This window comes from Brachybacterium sp. SYSU DS0246, assembly GCF_059391765.1.
In genome coordinates this window covers 1-24,811 of record NZ_JBZXYT010000006.1, presented here as the reverse complement: position 1 = coordinate 24,811, position 24,811 = coordinate 1, and the positions used below count along the sequence as shown (strand labels likewise).

At 71.3% G+C, this 24,811-nt stretch carries 22 protein-coding genes and 1 tRNA gene; 15 read left to right on the top strand and 8 right to left on the bottom strand.

The genetic code is table 11. The annotated features are described in order from the left end of the window. The first annotated feature begins 78 nt into the window (after nucleotides 1-78). Nucleotides 79-1,788, top strand: a complete 1,710-nt coding sequence (locus AC5020_RS04250) for an NAD-dependent epimerase/dehydratase family protein (RefSeq protein ID WP_464987349.1) — start codon at nucleotides 79-81, stop codon at nucleotides 1,786-1,788. Nucleotides 1,789-1,801: 13 nt separating this feature from the next. Here the strand turns inward: AC5020_RS04250 and AC5020_RS04245 are convergent, their stop codons facing one another. Continuing rightward, the gene (locus tag AC5020_RS04245) at nucleotides 1,802-4,660 is read right to left on the bottom strand and encodes an FAD-binding and (Fe-S)-binding domain-containing protein (RefSeq protein ID WP_464987348.1); all 2,859 of its coding nucleotides are present in this window, start codon (nucleotides 4,658-4,660) and stop codon (nucleotides 1,802-1,804) included. A gap of 101 nt (nucleotides 4,661-4,761) precedes the next feature. Between AC5020_RS04245 and AC5020_RS04240 the strand changes: the two genes are divergently transcribed. Next, a complete protein-coding gene (locus AC5020_RS04240; RefSeq protein ID WP_464987347.1) occupies nucleotides 4,762-5,250 on the top strand; it encodes a GNAT family N-acetyltransferase in 489 nt (162 codons plus the stop codon). Nucleotides 5,251-5,261: 11 nt separating this feature from the next. On the opposite strand, the gene AC5020_RS04235 is transcribed toward AC5020_RS04240, so the two are convergent. Next, a complete protein-coding gene (locus AC5020_RS04235) occupies nucleotides 5,262-6,395 on the bottom strand; it encodes a sensor histidine kinase (protein ID WP_464987346.1) in 1,134 nt (377 codons plus the stop codon). Continuing rightward, nucleotides 6,389-7,096 (bottom strand): response regulator transcription factor, encoded by a 708-nt coding sequence (locus AC5020_RS04230; protein ID WP_464987345.1) that lies wholly within the window; start codon nucleotides 7,094-7,096, stop codon nucleotides 6,389-6,391. Before AC5020_RS04230 ends, AC5020_RS04235 begins: the two co-directional genes overlap by 7 nt. A 155-nt stretch (nucleotides 7,097-7,251) precedes the next feature. Here AC5020_RS04230 and AC5020_RS04225 point away from each other — a divergent pair, with 155 nt between their 5' ends. The 4 genes from AC5020_RS04225 to AC5020_RS04210 all read left to right on the top strand — a co-directional run bounded on the left by AC5020_RS04225 (nucleotide 7,252) and on the right by AC5020_RS04210 (nucleotide 10,907). Continuing rightward, nucleotides 7,252-7,740, top strand: a complete 489-nt coding sequence (locus AC5020_RS04225) for a DM13 domain-containing protein (RefSeq protein ID WP_464987344.1) — start codon at nucleotides 7,252-7,254, stop codon at nucleotides 7,738-7,740. Beyond that, entirely contained in the window at nucleotides 7,737-8,228 is a 492-nt protein-coding gene (locus AC5020_RS04220) for a hypothetical protein (protein WP_464987343.1), read from the top strand. The genes AC5020_RS04225 and AC5020_RS04220 overlap by 4 nt, the downstream gene beginning before the upstream one ends. An 88-nt stretch (nucleotides 8,229-8,316) precedes the next feature. Continuing rightward, nucleotides 8,317-9,147, top strand: coding sequence for a DUF5926 family protein (locus tag AC5020_RS04215; RefSeq protein WP_464987342.1), 831 nt, complete (start codon nucleotides 8,317-8,319; stop codon nucleotides 9,145-9,147). Continuing rightward, on the top strand, nucleotides 9,144-10,907 hold the full coding sequence (locus AC5020_RS04210) for a glycosyltransferase family 2 protein (RefSeq protein WP_464987341.1): 1,764 nt from the start codon (nucleotides 9,144-9,146) through the stop codon (nucleotides 10,905-10,907). The genes AC5020_RS04215 and AC5020_RS04210 overlap by 4 nt, the downstream gene beginning before the upstream one ends. A 458-nt stretch (nucleotides 10,908-11,365) precedes the next feature. On the opposite strand, the gene AC5020_RS04205 is transcribed toward AC5020_RS04210, so the two are convergent. Then, the gene (locus tag AC5020_RS04205) at nucleotides 11,366-13,420 is read right to left on the bottom strand and encodes a hypothetical protein (protein WP_464987340.1); all 2,055 of its coding nucleotides are present in this window, start codon (nucleotides 13,418-13,420) and stop codon (nucleotides 11,366-11,368) included. A 270-nt stretch (nucleotides 13,421-13,690) separates the two neighbouring features. Here AC5020_RS04205 and AC5020_RS04200 point away from each other — a divergent pair, with 270 nt between their 5' ends. From AC5020_RS04200 to AC5020_RS04185, 4 genes are all read left to right on the top strand, one after another. Further along, nucleotides 13,691-14,131, top strand: a complete 441-nt coding sequence (locus tag AC5020_RS04200) for a GntR family transcriptional regulator (protein WP_377015968.1) — start codon at nucleotides 13,691-13,693, stop codon at nucleotides 14,129-14,131. Next, nucleotides 14,128-14,649, top strand: a complete 522-nt coding sequence (locus AC5020_RS04195; RefSeq protein ID WP_377015970.1) for a GNAT family N-acetyltransferase — start codon at nucleotides 14,128-14,130, stop codon at nucleotides 14,647-14,649. Before AC5020_RS04200 ends, AC5020_RS04195 begins: the two co-directional genes overlap by 4 nt. A gap of 93 nt (nucleotides 14,650-14,742) precedes the next feature. Beyond that, the gene (gene pheA / locus AC5020_RS04190) at nucleotides 14,743-15,711 is read left to right on the top strand and encodes a prephenate dehydratase (protein ID WP_377804218.1); all 969 of its coding nucleotides are present in this window, start codon (nucleotides 14,743-14,745) and stop codon (nucleotides 15,709-15,711) included. A 7-nt stretch (nucleotides 15,712-15,718) separates the two neighbouring features. Beyond that, nucleotides 15,719-16,231, top strand: coding sequence for a hypothetical protein (locus AC5020_RS04185; protein WP_377804220.1), 513 nt, complete (start codon nucleotides 15,719-15,721; stop codon nucleotides 16,229-16,231). A 51-nt stretch (nucleotides 16,232-16,282) separates the two neighbouring features. Here the strand turns inward: AC5020_RS04185 and AC5020_RS04180 are convergent, their stop codons facing one another. Next, nucleotides 16,283-17,503 carry a diacylglycerol/lipid kinase family protein gene (locus AC5020_RS04180; RefSeq protein WP_377792635.1) on the bottom strand — a complete coding sequence of 407 codons (1,221 nt, stop codon included), beginning with the start codon at nucleotides 17,501-17,503 and terminating at the stop codon, nucleotides 16,283-16,285. 59 nt (nucleotides 17,504-17,562) lie between these two features. Here AC5020_RS04180 and serS point away from each other — a divergent pair, with 59 nt between their 5' ends. The 4 genes from serS to AC5020_RS04160 all read left to right on the top strand — a co-directional run bounded on the left by serS (nucleotide 17,563) and on the right by AC5020_RS04160 (nucleotide 21,982). Then, entirely contained in the window at nucleotides 17,563-18,825 is a 1,263-nt protein-coding gene (gene serS / locus AC5020_RS04175) for a serine--tRNA ligase (RefSeq protein WP_377015976.1), read from the top strand. A 141-nt stretch (nucleotides 18,826-18,966) separates the two neighbouring features. Further along, the gene (locus AC5020_RS04170; protein WP_377792633.1) at nucleotides 18,967-19,833 is read left to right on the top strand and encodes an HAD family hydrolase; all 867 of its coding nucleotides are present in this window, start codon (nucleotides 18,967-18,969) and stop codon (nucleotides 19,831-19,833) included. Nucleotides 19,834-19,929: 96 nt separating this feature from the next. After that, entirely contained in the window at nucleotides 19,930-21,291 is a 1,362-nt protein-coding gene (locus AC5020_RS04165; protein WP_377015980.1) for a TrkH family potassium uptake protein, read from the top strand. Between the two features lie 52 nt (nucleotides 21,292-21,343). Beyond that, entirely contained in the window at nucleotides 21,344-21,982 is a 639-nt protein-coding gene (locus AC5020_RS04160) for a potassium channel family protein (RefSeq protein ID WP_464987339.1), read from the top strand. A 75-nt stretch (nucleotides 21,983-22,057) separates the two neighbouring features. Here the strand turns inward: AC5020_RS04160 and AC5020_RS04155 are convergent, their stop codons facing one another. Further along, nucleotides 22,058-23,005, bottom strand: a complete 948-nt coding sequence (locus AC5020_RS04155; protein ID WP_494564391.1) for an NAD(P)H-quinone oxidoreductase — start codon at nucleotides 23,003-23,005, stop codon at nucleotides 22,058-22,060. Nucleotides 23,006-23,007: 2 nt separating this feature from the next. Further along, complete coding sequence (locus AC5020_RS04150) at nucleotides 23,008-23,985, bottom strand: MDR family oxidoreductase (protein WP_464987337.1); 978 nt, start codon at nucleotides 23,983-23,985, stop codon at nucleotides 23,008-23,010. Between the two features lie 133 nt (nucleotides 23,986-24,118). On the opposite strand from AC5020_RS04150, the gene AC5020_RS04145 reads away from it, so the two are divergent. Then, nucleotides 24,119-24,206: transfer RNA gene (locus tag AC5020_RS04145), tRNA-Ser, on the top strand. 63 nt (nucleotides 24,207-24,269) lie between these two features. On the opposite strand, the gene AC5020_RS04140 is transcribed toward AC5020_RS04145, so the two are convergent. After that, a partial coding sequence (locus tag AC5020_RS04140; RefSeq protein ID WP_464987336.1) for an integrase core domain-containing protein occupies nucleotides 24,270-24,811 on the bottom strand: 542 nt, incomplete at its 5' end.

Below are 24,811 nucleotides of genomic sequence, written 5' to 3'. Positions count from 1 at the left end.
GGATGCGTAGGTTGGGACCTCCAGCAGGACCCGCCCGCCCGTCACGCCGAGTGCGTGACGCTCACGAGGGAGAGATCCATGAGAGTCGCTGTCGTCGGTGCCACCGGGAACGTCGGAACGGCCGTGCTGGCCGCGCTGCAGCAGCGACCGGAGGTGACCTCCGTCCTCGGCATCGCCCGGCGCCTGCCCGACCAGGACCTGGCCCCCTACTCCTTTGCCGACTGGGCCTCGATCGACATCGCCGCCGCCGTCGACCCGGACCAGGCCGTCTCCGAGCTGACCGGCGCGTTCCGGGGCGCGGACGCCGTCGTCCACCTCGCGTGGCTGATCCAGCCCAACACCCGCCGCGAGCTGCTGCGCCGCGTGAACGTGGACGGCACCGAGAACGTCGCCCGCGCCGCCGCCGAGGCCGGCGTGCCGAGGCTCGTGGTGGCCTCGTCCGTCGGCGCCTACTCGCCCTCGCCCGGCAACGAGGTGCGCGAGGAGACCTGGGGCACCGAGGGCATCCGCTCCTCCCACTACAGCGTCGACAAGGCCGCCCAGGAGCGCGTGCTCGACGAGTTCGAGCACGCCCACCCGGAGATCGCCGTGTCCCGGCTGCGCCCTGCGCTGATCTTCCAGGGCGACGCCGCCTCCCAGATCCAGCGCTACTTCCTGGGCACCTGGATGCCCATCCAGGCGCTGCGCGCGGGACGCCCGCCGGTGCTGCCGCTCCCGGCGGGGATGCGGATCCAGGCCGTCCACGCGGCCGACGTCGCCGCCGCCTACGCAGCTGCCGCGGTCACCGGGGCGCGCGGGGCCTTCAACATCTGCGCCGACGACCTGCTGGGCATGCAGGAGCTGGCCGACATCGTCGACCACGGCCGCTTCCTCCAGGTCCCCCACTCGGTGGTGCGCGCCGCGTTCACCGCCGGCCATCGCGCCCGGTTGCTCGCCGCCGATGAGGGCTGGTTCGACATGGGTATGAACGTGCCGGTCATGAGCAACGAACGAGCGAAGGCGGAACTGGGCTGGGCGCCCCACCACACCGCCGCCGAGGCGGTCGAGGAACTGCTGGAGGGGATGATCGCCGGCCACGGTGCCGGCTCGGTGCCGATGCGTCCGCGCGATGTCCGCCGCGCCCAGCTCCCCGTCGATCAGGTGCCGGCCGTGGCCGGTGCCGGGGCCAGGGCCGATGGACCGAGCGGCCGCGTGGGCGAGACGGCACCCGGGGGAGCGACCCGGCATCTGCCCGTCGAGCCCCGCCCGCAGATCTCCGAGAAGGTCACGCAGGACCTGCTGAACCTCTACCTCTCCGACCATCTCACCGGCGCCTCGGCCGGCGTGGAACGCATCGAGCGGATGGCGGCGGCGTTCGTGGACACTCCGGTGTTCGCGCCGCTGTCCAGCGTCGGCCAGGAGATCCGGGCGGAACGGCAGTTCCTCGAGGAGCTCATCCACGATCTCGGCTTCCGACAGCTGCCGCACCGGCAGGCAGTGGCCTGGCTCGGCGAGCGCGCCGGGCGGCTGAAGAACAACGGGCGCCTCGCCACGCGCTCACCGATGACGATGGTGCTGGAGACCGAACTGATGCGCAGCGCCGTGATCGGCAAACGGGGCGGCTGGCAGACCCTCCAGGACAACGCCGAACTGCTGGGCCTGGGCCCCGAGGTCTTCGCCCGGCTCGCCGAGAACGCGCTGCGGCAGGCCGAGATCCTCGACCAGGTCCACGCCTACGCGCGCCGCCGAGCCTTCCGCCGGGATCTGGAGACCCATACTCCCCAGGAGACGGACACCCCGCAGGACTGACGGAGCCCGGGCGTCACGCCGTGACGGCGGCCAGCAGCTCCAGGACGTGGCGGTACGCCTTGCCGGTCGCCGCCTGCATGCCCAGCTCGCAGGTGCGGTTGGCCGAGACGTACCAGTCCGTCTCCCGCCGGGCGACCTCGGCCGCCTCGGCGGCGGTGGCCGAGGCGGTCAGCTCCGGATGCAGCATGCCGCGGTCCCCCGCGTAGGCGCAGCACCCCCATTCCACCGGCACCACGACGTCCTCGGCGCAGGCCTCAGCGATCGCGACCAGATCGTCGCTCGCGCCCAGATGGGTGGTCGAGCACGTGGGATGCACGGTCACCGAGCGCGCCGGCTCGCGGATCTCGAGGCGGTCCAGCAGGTGGCGGCGCACGTAGGTGATCGCGTCGATGACCTCGATGCCGGTGCCTTCCACGGCCTCCACGATGCCCTCGGTGCAGCTCGCCGCATCGACGATCACCGGCAGCTCGCCGCCATCGGTGGCCTCCCGCAGGGCGTTGCGCACCCGCTCGCGCATCTGCTCCTTCGCCGCCGTCATGCCCTTGGAGGAGAACGGGGTGCCGCAGCACAGGGAGGCGGCGTCGTCCGGAACGGCGAACCGGACTCCCGCGCGCTGGGCGAGGAGGGTCAGCGACGCCGGGACGCCGGTCGTGCTCCCGCTCCCGCTCCCGCAACCGCAGCCTCCGCCACACCTGCCGCGGGACTCCTCGGCGGCGCCGAACATGGTGTGCACGCAGGCCGGGAGGTAGACGACACTGACGTCGGCCCCGGTGCGACCCCGGCTGCCGGCACGGCGCACCGACCCGCCACGGCGCGGCAGCTCCGGGCGGTACTCGGGCACCGTCTCCGCACCGAGCAGAGCCCGGCCGACGTCGGTCGCCGCCCGGGGCAGCGCCGCGGGCATCACGCCGGCGGCGGTCATCGCGGCCGAGGCCCCACGGGTGACCGTGGCCCACCGTGAGGACGCGGCCTTCCAGGCCGTGGCCGCCGGTGGCTCCGCGGATTCCGCGCGCAGCCGCCGCACCAGGTCACCGGTGTTGATGTCGACCGGGCAGGCGGTCACGCACATCCCGTCGGCCGCGCAGGTCTGATCGCTCTGGTACTCGTAGGCCTCGCGGATCGCCGCCGCCGTGGCGAGGTCGCCGCGCTGCTCGGCGAGGTTCGCGTCCCGTCGCAGCACGATCCGCTGGCGCGGCGTGAGGGTGAGATCCTTGCTGGGGCAGACCGGCTCGCAGTAGCCGCACTCCACACAGCGATCGGCCTCCTCCTCGATGCCGATGACGGGCTTGAGATCGCGCATGTGGGCCGAGGGGTCATCGGTGAGCAGGACACCCGGATTGAGGATCCCGGCGGGGTCGACGAGCTGCTTGATCTCCCGCATCACCTGGTACAGCTCCGGGCCGTACTGGCGCTCGACGAACGGGGCCATGACCCGGCCCGTGCCGTGCTCGGCCTTGAGGTTGCCGCCGTGATCGAGCACCAGCTCGGCCATGTCCTCCGTGAACGCCTCCAGTCGGTCCTGGGACTGGCCGAGCCGCTCGTTGAGCAGGAAGTGGATGTTGCCGTCCTTGGCGTGCCCGAAGATCACCGACTCGGTATAGCCGTGGCGTTCGAACAGGGACTGCAGGCCGCGGCAGGTCTCATCCAGCTCGGGAACCGGCACCACCACGTCCTCCAGCAGCGCGGTCGAGCCCTCCGGTCGGGCGCCGGCGATCGCGGCGTAGAGCCCCTTGCGGCTGGTCCACATCGCGGCCCGGCGGGAGGCGTCGGTGGTCATCTCCAGCGGCGTCGACAGCCCGAGGCCGCCGGCCAGCGCGGTCGCCTCGGAGGCCTTGTGCTCGAGCTCGTCCGGGTCGTCGCTGCGATGTTCGACCAGGAGTGCGGCATGGTCGGCGACGTCCAGTCCCCGGATCTCCTGGGGCGCCCCCGCCAGGTTCTGGGCGACGGTCAGGGAGCGGGCGTCCATCAGCTCCGCGGTTGCGAACCCGGCGCCGACCACCTCCGGCAGCGCCGCCGTGGCCGCCTGCAGCGACGGCAGCACCATGAGCCCGGTGGTGATGTGCTTCTGGATCGCGACCGTGCGGAACACCGCGGAGGAGACGAAGGCGAGGGTCCCCTCGGAGCCGACGATCAGGTGGGCGAGGACCTGGGCGGGCTCCTCGAAGTCCAGCAGCGCGTTGATGCCATAGCCCATCGTGTTCTTCAGGGCGAACCGCTCCTGGATGACCCGCGTGGCCTCGGCGTCCTCGCGTACCCGACGGCTCAGGCGGACCAGGCCCTCGTGCAGCTCCGGCTCGTCCTCGCGCAGGCGGGCGTCGGCATCCGGGGCGGCGGTGTCGACCACGGTGCCGCTGGGCAGCACGAACCGCAGCGATTCGAGGGTGCGATAGGAGTTCTCGCTGATCCCCGCGGCCATCCCCGAGGAATTGTTGGCGATCACCCCGCCGATCGTGCAGGCGATCTCCGAGGCCGGGTCCGGGCCCAGCCGGCGTCCGTGGCGGGCGAGGTGCGCGTTGACCTGCCGCAGGGTCGACCCGGGGCCGACGCGTACGCGCTCGCCGTCGTCGAGGACCTCCACGGACCGGAAGTTCCGGCGCACGTCGGCCAGGACGGCGTCGGACTGCGCCTGCCCGGACAGACTGGTGCCGCCGGAGCGGAAGGTGATCGGCCGACGGGTCTGCGTGGCCTGCCGCAGCAGCGCGACGACCTGGGCCTCGTCGGTCGGGGAGGCGACGGCCTCGGGCAGCAGCAGGTAGTGCGAGGCGTCATGGGAGAGCTTGTGGCGGGCGACGACATCGGTGTCGAGCATGGGCGCGCCGTCGGCGTCGAGCGATGGTGCGCGGCCGGTGTCGCGCGATGGTGCGAGCGTCATCGCCTCACGGTATATCCGCCACCGGCGTAGCGGCAGTGGCCATCTCGCCTGACGCGAAAACTCGGTTGTAGCCCGCCGTGCCGCATGAAAACGTACGACGCATGATGCAGGTGAGAGTGCTTGCGCCCGAGGAATGGCGCACGTGGCGCGAACTGCGGCTGCGCGCGCTGGCCGATGCGCCGTGGGCCTTCGCCAGCACGCTGGAGGAGGTCCTCGAGCGGGATACCGAGGAGCACTGGCGCGCAGGAGTGTCCGCCCCGATGGTCTCTTTCGTGGCGGCGACCGGCGGGGAGGATTCGGGCATGGTGCGCCTCATGCTCCCTCAGCAGCCCGGTGAGCCTGCTGAGCTGATCTCGATGTGGGTGGCTCCGGAAGCCAGGGGGAGTGGCGCCGGGCGTGCCCTGATCACCACGGCCGTCGACTGGCTCGCCGAGCATTATCCCGCCACCCGCTGCCGCCTCACCGTCCTCGAGAAGAACCACACGGCCCGGCGCCTGTACGACCGGTGCGGTTTCGTCGTGACCGGTCGCAACCCCGAGGACGATGCCGAGCTGATCTTGGAGCATGAGGCAGGGTCCGAGGGCGGCTGAGGGTCGCATGGTCAGGCCGGCAGGATCAGGTCGAGACGGAAACCCTCGTGCACGTGCTCCGCGCGGACGGCGCCACCGTGCGCCTCGGCGATGCCACGGACGATCGCCAGGCCGAGCCCGGCACCGGTGCTCCCGTCGCCCGGCTCCCGGGCAGGTCTCGCCGTGTCGGCCCGCCATCCGACCTCGAAGATGTAGCCCAGCTCCTCGCTCGAGACGCCCGGTCCCTGGTCCAGCACGCTCAGCACCAGCCGGTCCCGGTCCAGGAGGTCGGCGGAGATGATGATCTCGCCGCCGTCGGGAGAATGGCGCACGCCGTTGCTGAGCAGGTTTGCGAGGGCTCGGGTCAGTTCGCGGGGGTCCGCGTGCAGCACTCTGCCCTCGACGCCGCGGGGGACGATCGTGATTTCGCGGGCCTCGGCAACGGGCATGACGTCGGCCACCGCATCGGAGACCAGATCCAGCAGCTCGACGGCCTCGCGCCGCAGGTGGAGACTGCCCGATTGGATCAGCGAAAGCTCGAAGAGATCCTCGACCATGGCGTTGAGAGTGTCCACGCGACCCCGGATTCCGCGCACGTACTCGGCGGGGTCCTCGGCGATTCCGGAATCGAGCGCCTCCGCCATAGCCAGCAGCCCGGCCAGCGGAGTGCGCAGATCATGGGAAATCCAGGCGACGTACTGGCGGCGCGAGGCGTCGAGCGACTCGATCTCTTCGCGCGCCGCGGCCAGCTTCCGCGAGGTCTCGGCGAGCTCGGCGGAGATCTCCTGGAACTCCTTCCAGCTCGTCGGGACGGGTTCGAGGACGGCCCCGTCGCCGAGTCGTCGCGCCGAGGTGGACACGGAGGTCACTGAGGCCCGCACCTGCCGCGTGATCAGCAGCCACGCGGCGAGCAGGCTCAGCGGACCGGAGACGCCCATGACCGAGGCCAGGACGATCACGTCGTGCGCGGAGAAGTACATCTCCACCAGCACGGCGATGGTGGTCAGGGCGATCGACAAGACCGCGGCGGCCACCACGATCCCGGTCTGCGAGGCGATCGATCCCCGTCGGTTGCGGCTCAGCGCGAGCCCCGCGAGCGCGGTCACGATCCCGGTGCACACCACGGTGGTGACGACGATGAGCAGGAGGTCGGTGGCACTCAGCATGTCGGCCCCGGGTCGAGCCGGTAGCCTGCGCCCCATTCGGTGCGCAGGTAGCGAGGGGTCCGGGGATCGGGTTCGATCTTCTCGCGGAGCCGGCGCACGTGCACGGTCACCGTCGAGGCGTCACCGATGGTCCAGCCCCACACCTCCCGCAGGATCTCGTCGCGCCGCACGACCTGCCCCTGGCGGCCGAGGAGGTACAGGAACAGCTCGTACTCGCGCGCGGTCAGCGCCACCTCGTCCGCCCCGATCCAGAGCCGACGATGCGCCGGATCGACCCGGAACGCGCCGACGGTGAACTCCCGTGGGGCGGAGGCGGGCAGTCGCCGCCGCAGCAGCGCCTCGACGCGCAGCTGCAGCTCGCGCAGCGAGAACGGCTTGGCGAGGTAGTCGTCGGCGCCGTGCTCGAGCCCCTCGATACGGTGATCGACGCCGTGGAGCGCCGTGAGCATGAGAATGGGCAGGTCGGAGATGTCGCGCACGCGGCGGCACAGCTCGTCACCGCTGAGCCCAGGCAGCATGCGGTCCAGCACCATGAGGTCCGGGGTGCGCGAGCGCACGGCGTCCCAGGCGTCGCTGCCGACACTGTACGGGGTCACGTTGTAGCCGGCGACCCGGAGGTAGTCACCCACCACGGTGCGCACGGCGGCGTCGTCCTCGACGACCATCACCCGAGCCCCCGACGGGGCGGCGCTGCTGCTCATGTGAGCCAGCCTATGCGCGTCACGGGCCGGCGGATCTTACGGATCCGTCATCCCGCTGACGCGTCCGACATCCTTCTGTCCTGCGTGGTCGGCGGGCGGGTCCACTGGGTGCTGCGGGATGGACCCGCAGTACAAGCATTCCCACGGAGGCCCCCATGATTAACACCACCACCCGATTCCACCGCCGCACGCTCATCGGTGCCGGCGCGCTCTCCCTCACCGCCTTCCTGGCCGCCTGCGGCTCCGAGGAGCCGGCGGCGGAGGATGAGCCCATGGCCGACGGCGAGGAGTCCATGGACGAGGATGAGTCCATGGAGGACGAGGAGCCCATGGACGCCGCCGGGGCGGCCGAGGGAACCTTCGCCGGCGCGAACGACAAGGTCGTCGAGGGCACCGCCACCATCGACGCTGACACCCTTTCCCTCACGGAGTTCAGCTCCGACGAGGGGCCCGACCTTCACCTGTACCTGACCTCGGGTGACGACGAGGCTGCGGTCACCGCCGGCACGGAGCTCGGGAAGGTCGCCTGGGACGAGGCGGAGCAGTCCTTCCCTCTCGACGGGACGGACGTCTCCCAGTTCGACCACGTCGTGGTCCATTGCGATAAGGCCAAGGCCGTGTTCGGAAGCGCGCCGCTGTCATGACGAGGTGGGCAGGGGCAGCTCTCGCCGCGCTCCCGAGGGTGCTGCTCGGGGTCCTCTGGCTCGCCGAAGGTGCCGTGAAGGTGCGTGCGGGCTTCGGGGTGGCCGATATCGGTCTCGTGGTCGACGGTGCGGCGAACAACCCCCGCGTCCCCGGTGCCTTCGTCTGGTTCGCGCAGAACGTGATGGAGCCCTTCAGGGTGCTGCTGGGGCCGAGCATTCCGTTGCTGGAGCTCGCGCTGGGCCTGCTGCTCGTGCTCGGCGTCGTCACGGCACCGGTCGTGCTCGCCTCGACGGCGACTCTCGCGCTGTACTGGTTCTCGGACCAGATGGTGTGGCAGTACCCGGTGATGGCCCTGCTGGGGACCGTGGCGATCGCTCTGGTCGGTTTCGCCCGTCCGGCGACGCTGAGCGGTGCGTGGAGGGAGCTGAGCGCTCGCCGTCAGGTCGACGGCGAGGCGTCCGAGGCACGGACCGCGGTCGCGCCATGACTCGGCCCGTCGGCGGGTCATGCCGTGCACGTCGCGGCATGACCCGGGGTCCCTCGGGACGGGGCCAGGGATCGGTAGACTTTCCGGCATGAGTCCCGCCCCGCACGACGCTCTGGTCCTCCGCCCCTTCGAGGGGCTGCCGAACGAACGAGACCTGGTCGCCATGCGCCAGCTGATCCCGGCGGCGACCATGAGGGCGAAGACCACCGCCGAGTACGGCTCGGCCGACGTGGAACTGGCGACCATCCTGCCCATGGCCTGGCCCGCGGTGCGTCGCACGGACGGCACCGTCACCGTCGGAGTCCAGGCCGGCTACCCCGGCGGGGATCTCTCGCGCGGCATCGGGCAGGCCATCAAGCTCGCCCTCGCCCTCGAGCCCGGCAATCCGATCACCACCGTCACCCTCGACGACGAGGCGCCGCGCCTGCAGGAGATCCTCGACCTCGACAGCGACTTCGCCATCACCGTCCACGAGACCTTCGACTTCTGGCTCGACCCCAACGCCCAGCGCACCGCCGAGATCGACGAGTCGATCAAGCAGGCCAACGAGTCGATCATGCCCACCGCCCCGATCGGCGGGCTGCCCCACGCGTACTGGGTCGACGCCGGCCCCAAGGAGCACGTGCGCTGGGTGCTCGACGCCGACGAGGACCGCGTGATCGACGCTGTCACCCGCCTGCACGCCCGCCGCGAATCGGCCATCGGCGAGGGCACCAAGTACGTCGGCTCCTTCCGCGCCGAGGGCATGTCGATCCCGGTGTGGGACCTGCCCAAGGGGCACGGGGTCGAGCCCGTCGAGGAGATCGCTGCGGACTTCCGCGCTCGCTTCGAGGAGGCCCTGAACACCAAGGAACCGCTGACGGCGCTCGAGCGCCGGGCCCGCGGCGGGATCGTGGCCCGGCAGGTGACGCTGCGATGAGCGTCGCGGGGCCGCTGACGGCGAACCGCCCCGAGCGGGTGGCCGTCGTGATCCCCGCCAAGAACGAGGCGGAGCGGATCGAGGCGACCATCGAGGCCGCCCGCGCCATCGTCGGGGTCGATCTGGTCGTGACCGTCGACGACGGCTCCACCGACGCCACCTCCGCCGTCGCCATGGGGGCCGACGCCCTGGTGGTGCGGCACAAGACCAACCGCGGCAAGGCGGCCGCCATGGCCACCGGTGCGCAGATGGTCGCGATCCGTGAGCATGCCGAACGCGCCGATGGCGGCGAGGACTTCTCCGAGGAGCTGCACGCCGAGCCGCGCGCTCCCGGCCACACCGGGCCGCTTCCCGTCATCGGGGCCGACGTCGCCCCGCGCGCCCTGCTGTTCCTGGACGCCGACATGGAGACCTCCGCCACGGCGGCCCAGCCGCTGGTCGACGCGGTGCTCGGCGAGGGCGTCGACATGGCCGTCGCCCTGCTGCCGCCGCAGGCCGGGGCGGCCGGCATGGGCATCGTGGTGCGCACCGCCCGCAGCGGCATCCGTCGCGCTACCGGCTGGGAGGCGACCCAGCCGCTGTCCGGGACCCGCTGCATCACCCGCGAGACCTGGGAGGCCTGCCAGCCGCTCGCCCCGGGCTGGGGCGTGGAGACGTCGCTGACCATCGACGCGCTCTCTGCAGGATTCTGGGTCAAGGAGATCGAGGCGGACCTCCACCACCGCTCGACCGGCCGTGACCTGCGCGGTCAGCTGCATCGCGCCGCCCAGCTGCGGGACGTGCTGCGCGCCCTGGCCCGCAAGCGCCGCGGCGTGTTCGACGCCGACGAAGCCGGCGCGCCGTCCGAGGACGACCTCGACGGCGACGTCATCGCGCCCTCGCCGGCCGCTGCCACCGTCGCCGAGCGCGAGGAGCCAGACGGCCCCGCGCCGACGGCCGCCGAGGAGCCTGCCGATGCCGCGCCGACGGCCGCCGAGGAGTCTGCCGATGCCGCGCCGACGGCCGCCGAGGAGCCTGTCGACGCAGTGCCGACCTCCGCCCAGGAGTCTGCCGATGCCGCGCCGACCTCCGCCCAGGACGGCGATGTCGACGAACCGTCCGCGGACCAGATCACGCCTGCGCGCACGGCCGACGGGCACACGGCCGACGCCTTCGCCGCCGGTCTGGGCGAGCCCGCACAGGCCGTGCCCGAGGCCGACGAGCCGGAGGCCGACGCCTGGGCCATCCCGCCGGATCCCGCGACCGCTGACGTACCGGCGGCTCCCGAGGCCCCGGCCCCGGCACCGGCACGGGCTGAGGATTCCGTGTCCACCGAGGAGCCGGCGGTCACTGACGGGTCGGCGACGGGCGAGGTGCCCGCGAACGCCGAGCAGCGGGCACGAGGCCGCCGCGCGAGGCGTCGTCGGGACGATTTCTCCGTGCTCCCGGTCGAGGGCGAGTTCTCCGACGCCGAGACCCGCGCACTCGGAGACGTCGACGTCGAGGCCCTGGGACGCAGGCTGCGCGCCCTGCCGGTGACCGGGCCCTTCGCCTCCGACGACGCCGTCTACCTCGCCGGGGTCGATCTCGACGCACTCGCCGAGAAGCTGCAGGCCGCACCGGTCGAGGGCGAATTCAGCCCGGAGCACGCGGTCATCATCGCCTCCCACCTCAGTGCCCCCGAACCGGAGCTGCCGCCCTCGATCCGGCCGCCGCTGAGCCCCGACGAGTACACCTCGCTGGTCGTCCACGCCGCGGTCGACGCCGAGAATGCCGACTGACCCAGCCACTCGCGCGCCACCAGCTACGAGCCGCGATCGAGTCGAGACCGCTGCAGTTGTCGCTGGTCGAGACCGCTGCAGTTGCCGCTATGGGGACCGAATAACGGCACCTACAGCGGTCTCGACAGCAGAGATCGAGCCGAGGGGCGGAAAACCCCTCGCGGTGAGGCCGGAGCGTCGGTAGTTTCGCGGCCGATGACCGCCTCCCGTGCCTCCGCATCCTCGCCAATTCCGCTCCGCGCGGTACAGCGGGCCATCGCCGAGCAGTTCCCCCGGCTCGCCGACCTCGAGGTCCGGGCGCTGGAGACGGACGGGACCGACAACGCGATCGTCGCCGTCGGCCCCGAGATCATCGCGCGCATCCCCCGGCGGCCGGGCGACCCCGCCCCGGTAGCGGCCTCGACCGACCATGGTCCCTGCAGACGCGAGTTCCCTGGGTCGCAGCACGCTGGAACGCGTCATCGAGGAGTGGCAGCGGTGACGTCTCCGCCGACGGGTTCGTCCCGTTCCGACGGCAGCGTCGGATCCGGCAGCACCGCCGGGAGATAGGCGATCCAGATCCCCAGGATCGCGGCGACCAGCACAGGGCCGGTGTCGTTGACGGCGTACCCGAGCCAGGTGCCGGACACCAGCGCCACGCGCACCGCATACGAGGCGGGGTGGAGCGTGTCGAGCTCGGCGAGGCGGCGCCAGCCGATCCGGCGCGGCATGAGGATCGCCACGGAGGCGATCACGGCCAGGATCATCAGGATCGCGAGGGACCAGTACCCGGTGGTCATCCCGATGTTCTGCGCGAGCTTGCGCACGACCACGGAGAACAGCTCGCCGCTGATCAGCTCGTCGATGAACCGTCCCAGGTGGGTGCGCTCCTCCGCGGGCCGCAGCCAGTCCAGGAACGAGACTCCCAGCACCGCCACGACACTGCCGGCGCCGAGCGCGAGCACGTGCCACAGCCGTGGCCGGGTCCCGGAGACCAGCAGCGCCAGCAGTCCGAAGGTCGGGATCGTCGTCAGCATGGAGCCGAAGTCCGCGCCCATCGAGGGGGCCACGCACACCACCGCGACCACTGCGCCGACGGCGAGCGTCCACACCACCCGGGCCCGGGACGTGGCCACCACCGCGAACAGGCATAGCAGGGCCATCATCGCCGCGGCCAGCACCATCCCGAACAGGTGATTCGAGAGCCCGTAGAAGCGGCCCCCGGAGATCGGCTGCGCCCCGAGCGGGGAGCCGAGCTGGAACCGCGACCCCGTCGCGGACTCCCCGAGGATCAGCAGCGCGACCAGGGCCGCAGAGACCCCGGCGGGTCCCAGCCGGTGGCGGCGCCAGGGGCCGGCCAGTGAGATCGCCGCCAGGATGGCGCTGCCGGCCCAGATCACTCCGGTCAGCGCGAGCGCGTCGTTCTCGGCCCGCCACCAGGGCACCGCCGAGGCGAACAGGGCCACCGCGAGCGCCAAGGGGGTGATGGCCAGCAGGGCGCGGCCGACGGCGGCCACCCGCGGGCGTCGTGCGAACCCGGGCACGAGCACGAGCACCAGGCCGATCACGCCGAGGGCGAACCACGAGCCGAGCGCCGGCATGGTCGCGGCATCGACCTCGGCCGCGGCCAGGGAGCGGTCCAGGGCGAGCTGCTGGGGGTCACCGTGGTCGATTCCGCGGAAGGGCTGACCGGGGATGTTCCCGTCGGGCTCCGCGTCGTAGGAGGCCAGGATCGTGGGCAGCACGTCGGTCAGCACCACCACGCCGTTCTGCTTGGTGGCCCCGCTGGTCAGCGCCTGGCCGGGGAAGGCCGAATCGAGGGCGACCTGCAGGCCGACGGTCCGGGAGGCGACCGCGCCGGTCTTCTCCATCTCGTCGGGGTCCGGCGGATCGGTCGCAGCGACCGAGACCAGCAGGGTGCGGGGGAGGGCCTCGGCATCGCAGCCGCCGGCGGCCTCGAGGACGCGGCCGACGGTCTCATCCAGCGCGGCCAGGTCCTGCGCGCGGTCCGGATTGTCATGGTCGGGCACCGACCCGGCGTCGACCTGAATGATCGCATCGCCCGCGAGGGCGTCGGCGACGGCGGTGGTCTGCTGCGCGGATATCTCGCCGGAGACCTCGCGATCGCTGGCGTCGACCTCGACGGTCTCGACCGGCAGCTGCTGCCACTGGTCGGTGGGCGGGGTCGGGATGCCCGCAGTGCGCGGTGCCTTCTCCGCGAGGCCCCGGTAGCCGGTGTGCAGAGTCTCCAAGCCCTGGCGCTCGGTGGAGACCACCGTGGACGAGGTCGTGTTCATCGCGCCGGCACCGGAGCGGTCCGCCAAGCACTGCAGGTTCGGGGTCGCCTCGGCGGAGATGTCCTCCCAGCCCAGCCCCGCGGTGGTGATGACCAGCCGCACCGGATCCTCGGGTCCGTCGGCCTGCGCCGGCGGCGTCGTGCCCAGCAGCAGGGCGCCGAACAGCGCGGCCAGCACCGCGCCCGGCAGGACGCGCAGGCGACGAGCGGGCAGGGAGAGAACCGGGAGGTGAGGCACGACAACGATGCTACGGGCCCCGGCCGCCCGGAAGCCCGACCCATACAGGGCCTCCACGGATCTCTCACCGCGCCCGCGTCGTCCGTGTCCGCGAAGGGGACGTCTCTCGCAGGTGGACCGCTATATGCAGGGCGGCTTCGACTGGCCTCCCCTTCGTGGCCTTGGCAGGGCGGCCTCGGGTGGCGTCTCTTTTGTGGCCTTGGGCAGCGTTGCGCGACGGGCGGGCGTCGCTCAGCTGGAGAAGCGCCGACGAGCCATATCGTGGTCGCCATGACGAACCCGACCCCGCCGTACGAACAGGTCCGCCGCGAGATCATCGGCCAGGTCCGCAGCGGTGAGCTGACGCCGGGGGACCGGCTGCCCGCGATCCGCGCCTATGCCGGCGAGCTCGGTCTGGCCCCGGGCACGGTGGCACGCGCCTACAGGCTGCTCGAAGAGGCCGAGATCATCGTGACCAGGCGCGGGGCAGGCACCACCGTCGCCCCCGGTGCGGTGGCCGCGAGCGAGGCGTACGCCGCGGCCGTGGCGCGTGAGGGCGGGGGAGAGGCGGACCCGGCGCTGGTGGCGCTGTTCCGCGGCGTCGTCTCCGATGCCCGCGAGGACGGCCACACCGACATGGCGATCCTGGCCGCGGTGCGCGAAGTACTGGCCGGGACGGAGGAGCCCGCCGAGCAGTCCGAGCGCGTCGAGCGGGCCGAACAGCACTCGTGAGCATCCGGCTCGAACCGCTGGGACCGCAGCACGCCCCGGCGATCCTCGAGGGCCAGGACGAGGCCATCGCCCGCGAGATCTCGGGATGCCGGTGGGACGCCGAGTCGCTCTCGACGTTCCTGGCCCGCTGCGCCCGGTGGCGCGAGGACGGGCCGATCCGTGAGTATGCGGCGCTTCCCGCTGAGTCCGGCCGAGTCGCCGACGGAACCTCGACGCTGATCGGCGGCGCGGGTCTGAACACGAGGGCCCCCGGGCTCACGCGGAACCAGGCCACCATGACGTACTGGCTCCTCGCCGCTCACCGGGGCCAGGGAGACGGCCACGCACTGGCCTCGGCGGTGGTCGAGGTCGCCCGCACCGACCCCAAGATCCACCAACTCGTCCTGCTGATCGCCCCGGCCAATGCGGCCTCGCTCGCTGTGGCCCACCACCTCGGGGCGACGGCGACCGGTCACCACGAACCCCACCCGGCCGACGCGACGCGCACCGTGGAGCGGTGGACGATCGAGCTGCGCTGACCGCTCCCCGTTGCTGCCCCGTCACCCCGATGTGTCCGGGGAACCGGACGCACTGACCCGCACCGGCCGCGCAGCGCATTACCCTTGGCTCTCATGCGGTACGGCTTCCTCGGTCCCGAGACCACGTTCACCCACCAGGCACTCCTGCAGGCCCTCGCCGAGGCGCCCGAGGAGTTCGCCGGCGACGCCGAGATCGTGCCGTTCGCCTCCGTCGCGACCGCCACCACCGACCTCATCGGTGGGGACATCGACGCGCTCATGGCGCCGATCGAGAACTCCGTGGAGGGCGGGGTCTCGGGCACCCTCGACGTGCTCGCCGCCACCGACTCGATCACCATCGTCGCCGAGCAGATCGTCCAGATCACCTTCGTGCTCGCCGCCCGCGAGACCACCGCGCTGAGCGACCTCGACGTCGTCGCCTCCCACCCGCACGCGCAGGCGCAGGTCCAGGGCTGGCTGCGCGAGAACGTCCCCGAAGCCGACATCGCCGCCGCCTCTTCGACAGCCGCCGCCGCCCAGGACCTGGCCGCGCTGAGCGCCGAGGACGCCCGGGGCCGCGCCGCCGTGTGCTCGCCACTGGCAGCGAAGCACTTCGGCCTGGAGATCCTCGCCGAGGGCATCGAGGACTACGAGGGTGCCCAGACGCGCTTCGTGCTCGTCACCCGCGAGGGCAGGATCCCGGCACGCACCGGCGCCGACAAGACGTCGCTGGTTCTGCACCTGCCGCACAACCGCTCCGGCGCGCTGCTGGAGACGCTGGAGATGTTCAGCGCCAACGGCGTGAACCTCTCCCGCATCGAGTCGCGCCCCATCGGCGACTTCCTGGGCCGGTACTCCTTCTCGATCGACGTGGAGGGGCACATCGAGGACCGCCGCGTCGCCGCCGCGCTGCGTGCCTTGCACCGGATCTGTCCGGTCGTCCACTACCTGGGCTCCTACCCGCGGGTCGACGGGGTGCGCCCCGACGCGCCCGCCGAATTCGCCGACGAGGCCTATGACGAGGCCCGCGACTGGGTCGAGAAGCTGACCGGCATGGTCACGCCGGCCTCGAGCGGCGCCTGATCTTTCCATGGCACTGGCCCCGTATAACCGGCACGTTGCGCGCAACTGGGGTCCCACCCGGCGGCAGCTCGCCGTAGGGCTCGTTGGTGCCGTGCTCGCCGGCGCCGGCGCGGGGTGCGGGTTCCTGCCGGGGAGACCTCGGCGTGAGATCGAGGTCGCCGGCAGCCTCCAGCTGGACGAACTCCTCATCGAGGCGACGGGGTCCGGCACGTCCGCCAGGGTCTCCGACGGCACGGACTTCGAGTGGGACAGATTCCAGATCTTCTCGATCGGCACCCCCGCGGAGGAGATCAACGAGGCAGCTGGAGTCACTGTCATCACAGACGACTATTACGCGGTGCAGGAGCACCTCTTTCTTTTCGCGCTCGATGGTCGCGGTGTCCGCGGCATTCCGACAAGTCGCGAATCATTTACTCCGCCGTACCTCGATATTTGGTTCAGTGCGGAGACCCGCGCCTATTCGGATGACGAGACATGGCTCGGTTTCGAGGACGTCGAGGGCGGGGCTTCGGACAGTTGAGGGCAGACGCGCCGTGGATCGCTCGGCGGGCTCCAGCCCCAGCTCCCGCACTCACTCCCGCGTCGGGTCAGGGCTGACCGGCACGCGCAGCAGCAGCGCGCCGGGGTCGATGCGGCCGATGAGGTGGCTCGCCTCCACGTCGGTGTCACCGTCGAGCTGGACCGGCTGCGCCTTGGTCGTCGCCACCCGCACCTCGGTGGCCGAGTAGCGATCCATCGAGGCCAGGCGCGGCCGGGGGGAGAGCTTGGGATTGACGACCTGGGTGAGGACCTGGCTGAACCCGGCTGCGCCCTTCCAGCCGGCCACGACGATCTCGAGCCTGCCGTTGTCGACGGTCGCGTCGGGCATCAGCACGAAGCCGCCGGGGAGCTTGCCGACGTTGCCCAGCAGCACGGTCCTGGCCTTGTGCGCATGCCGCGTGCCGTCGGGGAAGTCGACCACCACGTCGATGGATCGGCCCAGGATGGTGCGCACTCCGCCGAAGACATAGGCGAGCCAGCCCAGGCGCTTCTTCATCGAGTCATCGGTGTGACCGATCATCTCGGCATCGGCCCCGAATCCGGCGATGACCAGGAAGATCTGCTCGGCGGCTGCCGCGGCTTCGGTCACGCTGCCACCGGTGCGCAGCCAGCCCACGTCGATCCGACGGTCATGGCCGGTCAGGGCCGCGGTCATGGCCGCGGCCGGGTCGTCCAGCGGCACGTCCACGTTGCGGGCCAGCAGGTTGCCGGTACCGGCCGGGATGATGCCCATGCGGGTGTCCGTGTCGGCGAGGACCGAGGCCACCATGCGCACCGTGCCGTCCCCGCCCGCGGCGACCACCAGATCGGCGCCCTCGGTGCGGGCCTGGCGGGCCTGGCCCCGGCCCGGATCCTCCACGGTCGTCTCGTAGAAGGCGACCTCGGCGCCCTCGAGATTCTCCACCACCTCGCGCACGCGCGTGCGGAACGCCTCCGCATCCGAGAACTTCGAGGGGTTCACGACGACCGCGACCTTCCGCAGCCGGTCCGCGGGGGCGTGGTCCCCGGCGCCCTCGTCGTCGGAGGCCCCAGCGCGATCCGCCTCGGTACCGGCCGCCGACCCGTCGGCCCGTCTCCGGCCTCGCGCCCCCCGCGCCACCCGGCCGCCAGGCTGCTCCTCGGCCGCGGCGCGCAGGGCGGCGATCTCGCGACGGTGTCGGCCGAGATGCCGCAGTACGACGACCAGCAGCACGACCGCCACGACCATGATGACGACCGAGGCGATGCTGAGCGCGAGGAGAGTGTGGTCCATGCGCTCAGGGTACTGACGCCGGCGTACGACTACCACGTCGCCGCAGGTACCCTGGTGCAATGATCGATCTGCGGCTGCTGCGCGAGAACCCCGATGCCGTCCGCGACGCCCAGAGGGCGCGTCGGCGCGACACGGCCACCGTCGATGCCGTGCTCGAGGCGGATTCCCGCTGGCGCGAGACCACCGCCGCGTACGAGTCCGCCCGCGCCCAGCAGAAGGCCTTCGGCAAGAAGGTCGCCCAGGCCCAGGGCGAGGAGAAGCAGCAGCTGCTGGCCGAGGTCAAGCAGCTCTCCACCGACGTCAAGCGCCTCGAGGCGGAGACCGCCGAGGCCATCGCCGCGCGGGATAAGGCGCTGCGCGAGATCCCGAACCTCGCCGAGGGCGCCCCCGAAGGACTCGAGGAGGACTTCGAGCTGCGCGAGACCGTCGGCGAGGTTCCCACCTTCGAGCATCCGGTCAAGGACCACCTGGAGATCGGCGAGGGCCTGAAGGCGATCGACATGGCCCGCGGCGCGAAGGTCTCCGGGGCCCGCTTCTACTTCCTCACCGGCGTCGGCGCCCAGCTGGAGCTGGCGATCCTGAACTCCGCGATCGACCAGGCCACCAAGGCCGGATTCACCCCGATGATCACCCCGACCCTGGTGCTGCCGGAGTCGATGGAGGGCACCGGCTTCCTCGGCGAGCACGCCGACGAGGTCTACCACCTGGACAAGGACGACGATCTCTACCTCGTCGGCACCAGCGAGGTGGCCCTGGCCAGCTACCACAAGGACGAGATCCTGGACCTCTCGGACGGTCCGCTGCGCTACGCCGGGTGGAGCGCCTGCTACCGCCGCGAGGCCGGCAGCTACGGCAAGGACACCCGCGGCATCATCCGCGTCCACCAGTTCCACAAGGTCGAGATGTTCTCCTACTGCCGCATCGAGGACTCCTACGAGGAGCACGAACGGCTGCTGGAGTGGGAGCGGGAGATGATGGCGCGGATCGACGTGCCCTACCGGATCATCGACACCGCCGCCGGCGACCTGGGCACCTCCGCGGCCCGCAAGTACGACTGCGAAGCGTGGATGCCCAGCCAGGAGACCTACCGCGAGCTGACCTCGACCTCGAACACCACCCAGTTCCAGGCACGGCGACTGAACATCCGCGAGCGCACGGAGGACGGGCTGCGCCCCGTCGCCACGCTCAACGGCACTCTGGGCACCACTCGCTTCATCGCAGCGATCCTCGAGAACCACCAGCAGGCCGACGGATCCGTCGTCGTCCCGGAGGGCCTGCGGCCCTACCTCGGCGGCCGCGAGATCTTCGAGGTCCCCGCCTGAGACCGTCCCTGCCCGAGACCACCGAGATGCCTGAACTGAGACGCTGAGATGACCGCGAAGAACACATGGCGCCGAATGCTCGGCAGTCTGCGACACCGGCGGTTCACCCGGACGTCAGATGCTGCTGGGACACTGCCCGACATGGACGCCACCACCGTGACCACCGACCGGGACACCACCCGGGAGCGCCTGGCCGAGCATCTGAAGGATCTCGCCGGCAAGCGCCTGCTGATCGGCCTCGACGTCGACGGCACCCTCGTCGACCACGACGGCACCATGTCCCCGCCCATGCGCCAGGCGCTGCAGCAGGCCGCCGACGAGCAGATCGTCGTCATCGCCACCGGCCGCTCCATCGGCGCGACCCTCCCGATCGTGGAGGCCGCCGGCGTCACCCGCGGCTACGCGGTCTGCTCCAACGGCGCAGTCACCCTCGAGATGGATCCGGAGGCCGACGGCGGCCACCGCGTGATCGACACCCGCACCTTCCAGCCCGGCCATGCGCTGCGCACGCTGCGCGAGGTCGCCCCCGATGCGCACTACGCGGTCGAGAAGGCCGACGGGACCTTCCACTCCACCGCCGGGTTCCAGGACGCCAGCTTCGGCGTCGAGGCCATCGAGAGCCCGCTGGACGACCTCATGGAGCTGGAGGCCGTGCGCGTGGTCGTGCACGTGCCCGACCTGACCCCGCAGGAGTTCAGCAAGGTCATCGCCGAATCCGGCGTCCACGGCGTGGAGTACTCGATCGGGTGGACGGCGTGGCTGGACATGGCCGCCCCGGGCGTCTCCAAGGCCAGCGCCCTGGAGGATGTCCGTTCCCGGCTCGGCGTCGAGCAGGCTCACACGGTGGCCGTCGGGGACGGCTTCAACGATACCGAGATGCTGACCTGGGCCCGCGTGGGCATCGCCATGGGCCAGGCCCCGCAGGGCGTGAAGGACACGGCCGACACCGTCACCGAATCGGTCTACGACGACGGCACCGTGCTGGTCCTGGAGTCATTGCGAGCCTGACCATGTCCTGGGCAGATGGTTCCGGTTTCGTCTCGGCCCCACATCGTCCACGACCCCGTGTCGGTGCGTGCGCGCAACAGGCGTAGCATTCCGCGCGTGCTGTTGACCAGAACCGCACGGACCCCGGTTGCGGACCGGCGCCCGCGCCCCGCTCGCACCGTCCTGCTGGCATTCGCCGGCGCCGGGATCTCCGGGACCCTCCTGCTGCTGCATCCGGGCGCGACCACGGGCCCCGGTGGTGCCACGGTGATGGAGGGTCTGTTCACCGCGGTCTCCGCGCTGTGCGTGACCGGCCTGATCGTGGTGGACACTCCGGTCTACTGGAGCGGCTTCGGGCAGGGAGTGATCCTCGCGCTGATCCAGATCGGCGGCTTCGGCGTGATGACCTTCGCCTCCGTGATCGGCATCGCGGTGATCCGCAAGCTCTCCCTGCGTTCGAAGCTCACCGCAGCTTCCGAGGTCAAGAGCTTCGGCATCGAGGACGTCCGCTCGCTCGTGATGAGCGTCGTACGGCTCTCCCTGCTCATCGAGGCGGTCGCCTCCCTCATCCTGACCCTGCGCTTCGCCCTCGCCTATGACGAGACCTGGGGACGTGCACTGTGGCTCGGAATCTTCCACGGCGTCTCCGCTTTCAACAACGCCGGGTTCGCCCTGTTCAGCGACAGCCTCATGCCGTTCGCCGGGGACCCGGTGATCCTGCTGACCGCGAGCACCGCCACCATCCTGGGCGGGATGGGGTTCCCGGTCCTGATGCAGCTCGGCAAGCAGCTGGGCACCCCCCGCCTGTGGACGATGAACACCCGCATCGTCGTCGCCGCGACGCCGCTGCTGCTGGTGCTGGGCACGCTGTACATCACGGCACTGGAATGGGCGAACCCCGAGACCCTCGGAGGGATGCCCCCGCACCTGCGGGTGCTCAACGGCTTCGCGATGTCGGCCCAGACCCGCACCGCCGGGTTCAACAGCATCGACACCAGCGCCATGGACCCGGCCACCTGGCTGGGCATCGACATGCTCATGTTCATCGGCGGTGGCCCGGCGGGCACCGCCGGCGGCATCAAGGTCACCACCTTCGCCGTCGTGTTCTTCCTGATGCTGGGTGAGCTGAGGGGCGCCGGCGCCGTGACGGTGTTCGGCAAACGGCTCTCCCGCGCGGTCCACCGCCAGGCGATCACGGTGATCGTGCTGGCGCTGGGACTGGTCGCGGTCGCCACCATCGTGCTCATGGTGCTCACCGACTTCACCCTCGACGAGATCCTGTTCGAGGTGTTCTCCGCCTTCGGCACGGTGGGGCTGTCCACCGGCATCACCGCCGACCTGCCCCGGTCGGCTCAGCTCGTGCTCGTCGCGCTGATGTTCATCGGCCGGCTGGGCCCCATCACCGCTGCCTCCGCGCTCGCTCTGAGGCCGCGGCAGCTCCTCTACGACCTCCCCAAGGAAAGGCCGATCATTGGCTAGGCACAGACTCTTCGGCGGAACCGATCCGGCCCGCGTCGCCTCGGAGAATGCGGTGGCCGTCATCGGCCTCGGCCGCTTCGGGCAGTCCCTCGCGGTCGAGCTCATGGAGGACGGCGCCGAGGTCCTCGGGATCGAGGCCCACGAACACATCGTCCAGTCCCTCAACGGGCAGCTGACCCACGTCGTCGCCGCCGACGCCACCAACGAGCAGGTGCTGCGGCAGCTCTCGGTCAACGAGTTCGATCGGGTGGTCGTGGCCATCGGCAGCGACATCCAGGCCAGCATCCTGGTCACCTCGCTGCTGCTGCGCTTCTCCATCCCGCACATCTGGGCGAAGGCCGTCAGCGATGCGCACGGGCTCATCCTCGAACAGCTCGGCATCCCGCACGTGGTCTATCCCGAGAAGGACATGGGGCGCCGCGTGGCCCACATCGTGCGCGGCAGCATGCAGGACTTCATCGAGATCGACGCCGACTTCGCGATGGTCAAGACCGAGGTGCACCCCTCCTTCGCGGGCTCCCGGCTCGGGGACTGCCACATCCGACGCAAGTACGGGGTGACGGTGACCAGCGTGAAGCATGCGGGGGAGCAGTGGCAGCCCACGACGGCGGACACCGTGCTCAAGCTCGGCGACACCATCCTGGTCACCGGCCCCACCCGGCAGGCGGAGAAGTTCAGCCGGATCGGCTGAGGTCGGCGCAGGTCGACGCTGGCCGACGGGGGCGGACCTGGCCTGACGCTAGCCGGCCGCTCGTCCTCGGAGGAGTCAGGCGTCCCGAGCCGCGACCTGGAGTATCACCTTGCCCAGATGGCCGCCTTCGCGGAGCACGTTCTGTGCCGCCGCGGCCTCTTCCAGCTCGAACGTGGCGTGGATCGGGATGTTGACGGTGCCGTCGGCCAGCATCGGCCACACCAGCTCCCGGGTGCGCTGGAGGATCTCCCGCTTGGACTCCGTCGGCCGTGAGCGCAGAGTGGTGCCGATGACGCGCGCCCGCTTGCCCATGAGCATCCCCACCGGCAGCTCGCCGCTGGCGCCGCCGAGGGTGCCGATGATGATCAGCCGGCCGTGCTCGCGCAGCATGGTCACGTTGTCGGCGAGTGCCGGACCACCGACGATGTCGAGGATGACGTCGGCCCCGCCGGCCTCCCGCACCGCGTCGGGAACGTCCGTGGCGTGTCGGTTCCAGGCGTGATCGGCACCCAGCTCCCGCACCTGCGTGATCGCCTCGTCGGAGCCGACCGTGGTCATCACGCGCGCCCCGAGCTGGCGGGCGATCTGTATCGCCACGGTGCCGATGCCACCGGTGCCGCCGTGGATCAGCACCGTCTGCCCGTCGGCCAGGCCGCCCTCGAGCACGAGGTTGGAGACGACGGTCGCGCACACCTCGACCACGCCTGCCGCGTCGGTCAGATCCATGTTCTCGGGAGCCGGCAGCAGCTGGCCTTCGGGAACCGCCACCACCTCGGCGTAGCCGCCGCCGGCCAGCAGCGCCACCACGGCCTCGCCGGTGTCGCGACGGTGGCCGGAGACCTCGAGGCCGGGCAGCTCGGAGGCGCCGGGCGGTGGCGGGTACTTCCCGGCGGTCTGGGCGACGTCGGCGCGGTTCACGCCGGCGGCGACCACGTCGATGAGCACCTCGCCGGGGGCGGCCACGGGCTCGGGCAGCTCGGCGAGCTCGAGCCCGTGGTCCTCGGTGATCGTCATCGCGCGCATGCTCACAGCTCCGTATCCACGACGGTGCGCCCGCGGACCTCGCCGGCGAGGATCCGCTGGGCGTACGGGATGGTCTCGGACAGGCCGATGCTCGTGGTCATCGAGTCGAGGATCTCCGGATCCAGTTCCTGGGCCAGGGCGTCCCACGCCCGCTCACGCATAGCGCGCGGCGCATCGACGGAGTTCACGCCCGCGAGGGTGACGCCCCGCAGGATGAAGGGCAGCACGCTGGCGGGCAGGTCCGGCCCCTGGGCGAGTCCGTAGGCTGCGACGGTGCCGCCCCAGGCGGTCTGCGCCAGGACGTTGGCCAGCGTCGTGCTGCCGACCGCGTCGATCGCCCCCGCCCAGCGCTGCGACTGCACGGGCCGGCCGGGTTCCTCACTGAGCTCGCGACGGTCGACGACGTCGGCCGCCCCGAGCTCACGCAGGTACTCGCCGTTCTCCGCGCCGCGCCCGGTCGAGGCGACCACACGGTACCCGCGAGCGGCGAGCAGGGCGATCGCGACGGATCCGGCCCCGCCGGAGGCGCCCGTGACCAGGATGTCCCCGTGGTCGGGAGAGATCCCGGTGTCCTCCAGGCGCAGCACGGAGAGCATGGCCGTGAACCCGGCGGTGCCGATCGCGGCGGCGCGCTCGGCGGAGAGGTCCGCGGGCAGCCGCACCAGCGCGTCGGGACGCACCCGCGCGCGGGTCGCGAAGCCGCCGTGGCGGGACTCGCCGATGCCATCACCATTGAGGATCACGAGATCCCCGGCGGAGTACTCCTCGACTTCGGAAGCGGTCACCCGGCCCACGATGTCGATGCCGGGGATCAGCGGGAAGGTGCGGGCGATGCCCTTGCCGGCGATCGCCATCCCGTCCTTGTAGTTGTAACTGGAGAACAGCACGTCGAGCTCGACGGGGCCCTCGAGCAGCGACTCGTCGGCCTCCTCGTCCAGCCGGGCGTCGGCGCCCTCGGCCTCGATCAGTACGGCACGCATGGCGCGTTCCTCTCCCTCGGCGACAGGTCCCCTCAGCCTATTCGCGATCGCGCAGCTGTGGAGGAGGTGCCGCTGGGCGACGAGCGGCGCCGGGCTGGTCACCGGTACACTCTGCGGGTGCCTCCGGGCACTGGGAGGGTTGTCAGAGCGGCCGAATGAGATGGTCTTGAAAACCATTGTGCGGTAACCCCGTACCGCGGGTTCGAATCCCGCACCCTCCGCCTTTGTGATGTCGCAGGACATCGGCATGGCCCGAACCCACGCAACGTGGGTTCGGGCCTTTGTCATCTCTGCTGTGGTTGGTAGTCGCGGGTGGGGTCGATGGTGAGCTCTCTGAGGACTTCTCCGGTGGTGGCGTCCAGGACGGTGGCGTGGAGGTCCTGGCTGAGGATCAGGACGCGGGTTCCGCTGTGGGGTCGGCCGATGCCGATGTGGTGCATGCGTCCGTTCACTCGCAGGGTCACCGTCCCGCCGGTGTCGACGACGTCGTCCCGGACGCGTTCGTGGGTCGGCGTGGGAATTGCGTCATTGGGTCCGGCTTTGGGCATGGAGCCATAGAGCGCAGCGGGGACGGCCTGGTGGGGCAGGGAGCGGTGTGGCCTGTGCTCGTTGTAGACCTGCTGGAACCGGTCCAACAGGGACTGCAGCTGCGTGAGGGTCCCGGGCTGATGGGGCTGGGCCCGCAGCCACTTCTTCATTGTCTGCTGGAACCGCTCGACCTTCCCCTGGGTCTGCGGATGGCCGCCCCGGCCGTTGATCTGACGGATGTGCCAGGAGGCCAGCAGGGCTTCGAACCCGTTGCGTCCGGGGCGACCGCTGAAGCGGG

Bases quoted from the DNA above. Each gene is read 5' to 3' on its own strand.
- AC5020_RS04250 (WP_464987349.1), top strand. From the start codon at position 79: ATGAGAGTCGCTGTCGTCGGTGCCACCGGGAACGTCGGAACGGCCGTG.
- AC5020_RS04185 (WP_377804220.1), top strand. From the start codon at position 15,719: ATGGCACTGGCCCCGTATAACCGGCACGTTGCGCGCAACTGGGGTCCC.
- AC5020_RS04170 (WP_377792633.1), top strand. From the start codon at position 18,967: ATGGACGCCACCACCGTGACCACCGACCGGGACACCACCCGGGAGCGC.
- AC5020_RS04230 (WP_464987345.1), bottom strand. From the start codon at position 7,096: ATGAGCAGCAGCGCCGCCCCGTCGGGGGCTCGGGTGATGGTCGTCGAG.
- AC5020_RS04235 (WP_464987346.1), bottom strand. From the start codon at position 6,395: ATGCTGAGTGCCACCGACCTCCTGCTCATCGTCGTCACCACCGTGGTG.
- AC5020_RS04240 (WP_464987347.1), top strand. From the start codon at position 4,762: ATGATGCAGGTGAGAGTGCTTGCGCCCGAGGAATGGCGCACGTGGCGC.
- AC5020_RS04225 (WP_464987344.1), top strand. From the start codon at position 7,252: ATGATTAACACCACCACCCGATTCCACCGCCGCACGCTCATCGGTGCC.
- pheA (WP_377804218.1), top strand. From the start codon at position 14,743: ATGCGGTACGGCTTCCTCGGTCCCGAGACCACGTTCACCCACCAGGCA.
- AC5020_RS04200 (WP_377015968.1), top strand. From the start codon at position 13,691: ATGACGAACCCGACCCCGCCGTACGAACAGGTCCGCCGCGAGATCATC.
- AC5020_RS04220 (WP_464987343.1), top strand. From the start codon at position 7,737: ATGACGAGGTGGGCAGGGGCAGCTCTCGCCGCGCTCCCGAGGGTGCTG.
- AC5020_RS04245 (WP_464987348.1), bottom strand. From the start codon at position 4,660: ATGACGCTCGCACCATCGCGCGACACCGGCCGCGCACCATCGCTCGAC.
- AC5020_RS04210 (WP_464987341.1), top strand. From the start codon at position 9,144: ATGAGCGTCGCGGGGCCGCTGACGGCGAACCGCCCCGAGCGGGTGGCC.
- AC5020_RS04215 (WP_464987342.1), top strand. From the start codon at position 8,317: ATGAGTCCCGCCCCGCACGACGCTCTGGTCCTCCGCCCCTTCGAGGGG.
- AC5020_RS04150 (WP_464987337.1), bottom strand. From the start codon at position 23,985: ATGCGTGCCGTACTGATCGAGGCCGAGGGCGCCGACGCCCGGCTGGAC.
- serS (WP_377015976.1), top strand. From the start codon at position 17,563: ATGATCGATCTGCGGCTGCTGCGCGAGAACCCCGATGCCGTCCGCGAC.
- AC5020_RS04155 (WP_494564391.1), bottom strand. From the start codon at position 23,005: ATGCGCGCGATGACGATCACCGAGGACCACGGGCTCGAGCTCGCCGAG.
- AC5020_RS04180 (WP_377792635.1), bottom strand. From the start codon at position 17,503: ATGGACCACACTCTCCTCGCGCTCAGCATCGCCTCGGTCGTCATCATG.